The 1,501-nt window shown below is 40.2% G+C and carries 2 protein-coding genes; one reads left to right on the top strand and one right to left on the bottom strand.

Annotated features, from left to right (window positions below; all coding sequences use genetic code 11):
• Positions 1 to 36 precede the first annotated feature (36 nt).
• Positions 37 to 678 (bottom strand): hypothetical protein, encoded by a 642-nt coding sequence (locus Q1A48_RS21175; protein WP_299948829.1) that lies wholly within the window; start codon positions 676 to 678, stop codon positions 37 to 39.
• A gap of 309 nt (positions 679 to 987) precedes the next feature.
• Between Q1A48_RS21175 and Q1A48_RS21170 the strand changes: the two genes are divergently transcribed.
• The gene (locus Q1A48_RS21170) at positions 988 to 1,347 is read left to right on the top strand and encodes a hypothetical protein (protein WP_299948827.1); all 360 of its coding nucleotides are present in this window, start codon (positions 988 to 990) and stop codon (positions 1,345 to 1,347) included.
• Positions 1,348 to 1,501: the final 154 nt, after the last annotated feature.

Raw genomic sequence — 1,501 nt, 5'->3', positions numbered from 1 at the left:
AAAAGCGAGAAGTCTACGGGCAACTGGCCGCTTTTTCTAGCTCCATTGAGATATGCACTTACAAGTTGAATCTAGGCCTTCTTTCTCAGCATCCCACATTAAATAAGACTCATCCGGAGCAATGAACGGGTGGGCAATATATTTCCCTTTGTTAATCGCTTTGCTCATTTTTTGAGGTTTTTCATATTTGCCATCTATAAGGCGTGAATAACTCATATGCCCACTGCCATCATTTAAATCTAAAACATAAAAATAATACGTTCCTTTAGATGAGACCGAGAAACCTACGACGGGAATGTCTTTGAAAGGTTCAAGGCTTTTCATTTCTGATACGCTCGGGCTGAACCTCTCCTTATATTTATTGATATCGGTTGAAGGAATAGATTTCCTACTCCACTTTTTATTTTTGTATTGCATAACAAACAATGTAGGTTCTTTATATTTTCCTCCAGACCTGGTGAAAGAGAGTTCCTTCATATCCGGCAAAAACAATACTTCACTTTCAAGATGCTCCTCTGTAGAAACAATACCAGGAGCAAACAATACAGGCATTATACCTGGTGGTTTTTGTCCTAAATAGCGATCTTCTAAAACTGGAAATTTATCTTGACTATAACTAATGCCACTCATGGATATAATAGAAAGTAGTAGAACAATTGAAATACAAATACGATTCATAATTTATCCTTAATTTGAAATCAACACATTATTTAACTTCAATATTGAAGTCGTTTTCATTGATAAATTGCCTCAATTTGATTGAACAAGTACTCACCTTAGCAAAGAAAGCTTAAAACACCTGACGTCTTTATGACTTTTATATGATTTTATTCTGGCGCAACACTGGCCCATGGAAGACTTAGTAAAAGCTATTTTCGCCAGGATGTCTAACATTAAAAAGCTGCAAAAGAAGTTTATGCTCACGCTGCTTGCAGTGCTGACAGTTTTTCAAGGCAAAGCGACATTCCTGAATATGGAGCGATACAGTTGCGCGAGCGAAAAGCGGTTTCGTCGCTGGTTTCGCCGAAAGTTCGATTTTTCAATTTCAATACTGAATTATTTGTGCAAGCGTTTCCAGGCAATCCTGAATCTGTAGGCGCCATAGATGCCAGCTTTATCTGTAAATCGAGGCGTAAAACAGAGGGCCTTGGCTGGTACTGCAATGGCTGCGCCGGTACATCACAGCGAGGCATTGAAGTCTCAATGATCAGCATCACCAACCTAAAATCAAATACCGCTTATGCATTGGACGCTCAGCAGACAATCGATGAGGAGGACCGATCAAGAGTTGATATATGCCGAACATACAGCCAGGGTCGCCTCAACACCTCTTGGTCTTGGCATTAAACGGTAGTGTTCAGAATTCTGTGTCATTTCTTTATCATTAGCAAAAAAGGGATGACCTATGAACAAACCTACTTTCGATATGGATGCTGCTGTCAAGGCGCTGCATGAGGGCAAAGGCCTCAGCGGCAAAGATGGCATCCTGACTCCTCTGATC

Origin of the sequence: uncultured Microbulbifer sp. (genome assembly GCF_947489355.1) — a bacterium.
Taxonomy (GTDB): Bacteria; Pseudomonadota; Gammaproteobacteria; order Pseudomonadales; family Cellvibrionaceae; genus Microbulbifer.
The sequence above is the reverse complement of the archived record's forward strand: the minus strand, read 5'-3'. Positions and strand labels throughout refer to the sequence as shown.

Coding starts and splice junctions, on each gene's coding strand:
- Q1A48_RS21175 (WP_299948829.1), bottom strand. CDS start 678: ATGAATCGTATTTGTATTTCAATTGTTCTACTACTTTCTATTATATCC.